This window comes from Dyadobacter sp., assembly GCF_051859145.1.
Taxonomy (GTDB): Bacteria; Bacteroidota; Bacteroidia; order Cytophagales; family Spirosomataceae; genus Dyadobacter.
In genome coordinates this window covers 1-4517 of sequence record NZ_JBHYGF010000349.1, presented here as the reverse complement: position 1 = coordinate 4517, position 4517 = coordinate 1, and the positions used below count along the sequence as shown (strand labels likewise).

Annotated in this window: 5 protein-coding genes and 2 pseudogenes; 4 read left to right on the top strand and 3 right to left on the bottom strand. The window is 45.0% G+C overall.

From position 1 onward, the window contains the following. Positions 1 to 218 (top strand): annotated as a pseudogene (locus tag ACTIE6_RS18610) (AarF/ABC1/UbiB kinase family protein); the annotation flags it as partial. Positions 219 to 265: 47 nt separating this feature from the next. On the opposite strand, the gene ACTIE6_RS18605 reads toward ACTIE6_RS18610, so the two are convergent. Then, the gene (locus tag ACTIE6_RS18605; protein ID WP_439558072.1) at positions 266 to 1375 is read right to left on the bottom strand and encodes an AI-2E family transporter; all 1110 of its coding nucleotides are present in this window, start codon (positions 1373 to 1375) and stop codon (positions 266 to 268) included. A 65-nt stretch (positions 1376 to 1440) separates the two neighbouring features. On the opposite strand from ACTIE6_RS18605, the gene ACTIE6_RS18600 reads away from it, so the two are divergent. Both ACTIE6_RS18600 and ACTIE6_RS18595 read left to right on the top strand, forming a co-directional pair. Next, positions 1441 to 1749: a type II toxin-antitoxin system HigB family toxin gene (locus ACTIE6_RS18600; protein ID WP_439558071.1), complete on the top strand. Its 309-nt coding sequence runs from the start codon at positions 1441 to 1443 to the stop codon at positions 1747 to 1749. 2 nt (positions 1750 to 1751) lie between these two features. Beyond that, positions 1752 to 2114, top strand: a complete 363-nt coding sequence (locus ACTIE6_RS18595; protein WP_439558070.1) for a hypothetical protein — start codon at positions 1752 to 1754, stop codon at positions 2112 to 2114. Positions 2115 to 2129: 15 nt separating this feature from the next. On the opposite strand, the gene ACTIE6_RS18590 is transcribed toward ACTIE6_RS18595, so the two are convergent. Then, positions 2130 to 2588, bottom strand: coding sequence for a GNAT family N-acetyltransferase (locus ACTIE6_RS18590; protein ID WP_439558069.1), 459 nt, complete (start codon positions 2586 to 2588; stop codon positions 2130 to 2132). 48 nt (positions 2589 to 2636) lie between these two features. Further along, positions 2637 to 4118 carry a cryptochrome/photolyase family protein gene (locus tag ACTIE6_RS18585; RefSeq protein WP_439558068.1) on the bottom strand — a complete coding sequence of 494 codons (1482 nt, stop codon included), beginning with the start codon at positions 4116 to 4118 and terminating at the stop codon, positions 2637 to 2639. A gap of 69 nt (positions 4119 to 4187) precedes the next feature. Here ACTIE6_RS18585 and ACTIE6_RS18580 point away from each other — a divergent pair. Beyond that, a pseudogene (locus tag ACTIE6_RS18580) lies at positions 4188 to 4517 on the top strand (3',5'-cyclic-nucleotide phosphodiesterase); the annotation flags it as partial.

The window sequence follows — 4517 nt, the reverse complement described above, 5'->3', positions numbered from 1 at the left end:
AGCCATTTAATTCTGAGAAATTTGACTTTGCAGACGAAAGCTTTTTCGGAAGACTGGCTGAGCTGGGTGAAAAATATGCAAATGATAAAGAGTTGCGGAAAATGAATATGAACCGCGGATCTAAACATTTTATTTACATCAATCGTACATTCTTTGGTTTGTTCAGTCTGCTGCACGATTTGAAAGCGGAGGTTGAAACCAAGCAGTTTGCGATGTAACAACAACAATGCAATTGCAAGGCAGGCAGGTTTTCTGTCTGCCTTTTTTATTCCTCTTCAATCATCTTTTTGCGCCTTACCAGCTTGAACAGGGCTTTTTTCTCCTGCTCGGGCGTTTGGTCGCCTAGCAAAATACCCCACGGTTTCAGGTTGTCCACGCGATCAAAAACCACCTTCATCATCGCAATCGCAGGAATTGACAAAAACATACCCGACAACCCTGCCAGCGCGCCGCCTACCAGCACACCAACAATGGATACCAATGCATTGATCTTGACTTTTGAACCCACAATCACGGGGACGAGGAAGTTATTATCGATAAACTGCACTACAATAAAAACACCGACAACGCCCAAAACAGTATCCGTTTCGGGGTGGCTGATAAAGGTTACCAGTACCGCGAGTACCGTCGCCACAATCCCGCCAATGTAAGGTACCAGGTTGAGGATTGCCGCCATAATGGAAAGCAGCACAGCATATTGCACATTCAGGATCAGCAAACCAATGGAGTTCAGTACAGCCACCGCAGCAGTTTCCAGCAGCAGCCCGACCATATAACTCTGGATAATCGCCTTGATCTGCCCTAACCCTTCCAAAATCTTTTCTTTATGCTCCTCGGCAAAAAGAACTACCATAAAATGGAGCAGCATCGTGCGGTAGTAGAGCAGCAGGAATGCATAAATGGGGATCAGGATCAAGGTAGTGAGCGGACCGGTGACGGCGCCCAGCGTTTCTGTTCCCTGGAAGTTTTCAAGCGTTTTGGTCTGTGCATTTTTGAGGTATTCGGCTTGCTGGCGGTAGGTAACGCTGTATTCGCGGCGGATCCAGCGGCGGGCGTCGTGGTAAAATTCGTTGATGTTCCGTTTAAGCTTGGGAAGCTCGTCCGAGAAATCTGCAAGTTGCATGGAAAGCAGCACGCCCACGGCGGAGACGATCAATACAGCCAGCAACACGGCGAGGGTTATTGCCACCACCTTCGGCATTCCCATCTTCATCAGCCAGCTTTCCACCGGTCGCAGCAAAACCGCTATTAATCCCGCCAGTGCCAGTGGAACAATGATATCTGCTCCCAGATAAATGCCCGCCATAATCAAGCCGATCGCCAGCAGGGAAAGTGATAACTTTTGGTAAAATGGAGGAGTTTCGAGGGTAGGCATGTTTTCGTGGTTCTATAAACTTTTCAGTAATTCTAAATTTTGTTAACTTCAATTATGCGTATGCGATGGTTATTATAAGTTATAGGGCCATCAGGGAATTTGGAAAAAGATATCCCGACGCACTGGAAGCATTGAATGTTTGGCATAAAATAGTTGAAAAGGCAAATTGGTCACATTTTCATGAAGTCAGGGAAGTTTTCAACTCCATTGATGCTGTTGGAAATGACAGATACGTTTTCAATATAAAGGGAAATAAGTACAGATTGGTAGCACTGATTAAATTCAATATCCGGACGTTATACATTCTGTTTATAGGCACGCATGCTGAATACGACAAAATTGATGCTTCTACAATCCATTTTAAAAGAAAATAATTATGGACATAGACTTTCAACATATCAAAGACGAGCAAGAATATGAGCTCATAATGGCCGAAATTCTGGATTTGATGAACAAAGGCGAAGCTAATCTTTCGCCTGACGAATCAGAGAAAATCCGTACACTGGCGCTTGCCGCCCAAGCTTATGAAAAGGAGCATTATCCCATTGAACCGCCCAGAACTTTCCAGGGTATGGTCGAGCTTCTTGTGTACGAAATGAAACTTAAACAAAAAGATGTTGCAGGAACCTTCTGTATCAGTGATGCGAAGCTTTCTTTAGATCGGAATGGGAATCAAAGGCCCGACATTCCGTTTATTGCCGCTGTTAAACAGAAGTCGAAAGTACCCGCGATGTTCTGAATCATCATTTAAAACTTACAAATCAATCAGCTTCTTCCGCATACAAACACTGTAATCCGAGACTTCATACTCTAAAAAATCGGTGATTTGTTCGTAGCCCAGCTTCTGGTAAAGTTGTATCGCCTGCGGCTGGCCTTTTCCTGTTTCGAGGAATGCGGATGTATAACCCAGCTCCAAGCCCCATTTTTCAAGTTCCTGAACAATAGCAGAAGCAATGCCGCGGCCTCTGAATGCAGGCTTGATAAACATGCGTTTCAATTCAAGCGTGGTTTCATCCAGCTTTTTAAAACAGCCGCAACCCACTAGTTCTTCTTCCTCGTAAGCAAGTACCACTGTTTTCAGGTCTGTAATGCGGTTGTAATCTTCGAAATCCTCTTTTTTGGTATTGTAAATGGCGCATAGCTCGTCGTCAAGCTGGTCGGTCAGCCTGGTGAAGTTGGGGTTGTTGCTGGTGGTTCGTATAATTTCAAGCATAAAAAGGCAATTGCATTCAATGCAATATCGACTGATTTAGCCGGATCATCAACTGTCCAGCTTTTTCAGGAAGGCATTTGCATTGTCAAGATGCGCTTTTCTCTTTTCGTCCGACATATTGTCAAAGGTTCTCAAAAGCATACTTAACCTTGGATTGTGGGAGAAAAACTTACGTTGCTTGTCCATAAACCGCCAGAAAAGTCCGTCCCATATTTCCTGCCATTCCCCTTTTTTGTAATCACTCATTTTGGAGAGATAGTTACTCGAACTGATATACGGCTTGGTCGACAGCAAGCCACCGTCGGCAAACTGGCTCATTCCATACACATTAGGTACCATCACCCAATCGTAAGCATCAATAAAAAGCTCCATAAACCAGCGGTACACATCGTCGGGATCAAACTCGCAGAGCAGCATGAAATTGCCCATTACCATCAGCCTTTCGATGTGGTGACAGTAGCCCGTCGCGAGTACTTTTTTAATGGTAATATCTACCGGTTCAATGCCCGTAGTGCCTTCCCAGAACGATTCCGGGATTTTCCGGGTAAAACCCCAATAGTTGCGCGTCCGCTCGCGGCTGCCTTTATTTTCATAAACCCCGTGCATAAACTCCCGCCAGCCAATTACCTGCCGGATAAAACCTTCCAGTGAATTAAATGGAATATCGTGCTTCTCGGCATAGCGCAGGGATTTCGTAATTACCTCCTTCGGCGTGATCAGGCCCACATTCAGCATCGGGGTAAGCTGGCTGTGGTGCAGGAAATGCTCGGAGGTTACAATTGCATCTTCATATTTCCCGAATTCTTCAAAACGGTTTTTTAGGAATTGGTCGAGCCACAATTGGCTTTCCTCATGCGTGACCGGGAAGCGGATTTGCCCCGGTACCAGCCCGTAATTTTTTCCAAAGTACTTCTCAACATACACGCCGGCTTCATTGTAAAGCTCATTCTGCGCCGGGAACCTGATTTCCGGGGGCAATTGCTTTTTAGGGAATTTCAACCGGTTTTCAGTATCAAAGCTCCATTTGCCGCCCACAGGTTCTTCATTTTCGTCGACGAGGATCTTCAAACGTTTCCGTTGGTTTGCATAAAAATCTGCCTGGAAGTAGCGCTTTTTGTTGATAAAATACCTGTCCAGATCTTCCCGCGTATTGATAAACATGGGCGTTTCGTAAGATACCAGCTCAATACCTGCTGCCCTGGCTGACTTTTCGAGCCTCTTTTCCAGCCAATCGTCAGTTACATTCACATAATGGATTTCAGTTACACCCTGCTTTTTGAGATAGGGAACCAGCTTTCTTACGTCACTGCGACTTTCGGAAGCTTCAATGTATTCAACGTGCAGTTCCTGTTCTTCCAAAAACTGCCGGTACGCCTGCATGGAAGCTCGGTGGTAAAACAGCTTGTGTTTATGAAAATTGAATTGTTTGAAAAACAGGAATTCCTCAACCATTACCACATTTCGTCCGGCACTTACTGCCGGGTTTTGCCTGAATAACTGGTGTGGGAATACCAGAGTGACAATTTTCATAACAAGCCGTTTTAAAAGCAATTAGCTACCTTTAACCAAAAAGGTCCGTCGGAAATAGTTATTAAAATCATGCGAACACTGCTTTTTGTTATTATTATGCTCCTGTGCTGTTGGGTTCCGGGTTATGGTCAAAATGCATTCAGGGTAGTTCCATTAGGTGTAAAAGGCGGGGTAAATGATGGGAATTTGTCTTCCTATATGGTTGCACCAGCGGGCGAAAATGCATTTGTTTGCCTGGATGCAGGTACTGTAACCAACGGAATCAGATCAGCAGTGGAGCAAGGTGCCTTTTCGGTTTCAAGTGATATTGTTTTGAAACAATACATCAAAGGCTACTTCATTTCACACCCGCATCTGGATCACGTTTCGGGGATGCTGCTCAATGCGGTGGAAGATACT

Coding starts and splice junctions, on each gene's coding strand:
- ACTIE6_RS18605 (WP_439558072.1), bottom strand. CDS start 1,375: ATGCCTACCCTCGAAACTCCTCCATTTTACCAAAAGTTATCACTTTCC.
- ACTIE6_RS18600 (WP_439558071.1), top strand. CDS start 1,441: ATGGTTATTATAAGTTATAGGGCCATCAGGGAATTTGGAAAAAGATAT.
- ACTIE6_RS18595 (WP_439558070.1), top strand. CDS start 1,752: ATGGACATAGACTTTCAACATATCAAAGACGAGCAAGAATATGAGCTC.
- ACTIE6_RS18590 (WP_439558069.1), bottom strand. CDS start 2,588: ATGCTTGAAATTATACGAACCACCAGCAACAACCCCAACTTCACCAGG.
- ACTIE6_RS18585 (WP_439558068.1), bottom strand. CDS start 4,118: ATGAAAATTGTCACTCTGGTATTCCCACACCAGTTATTCAGGCAAAAC.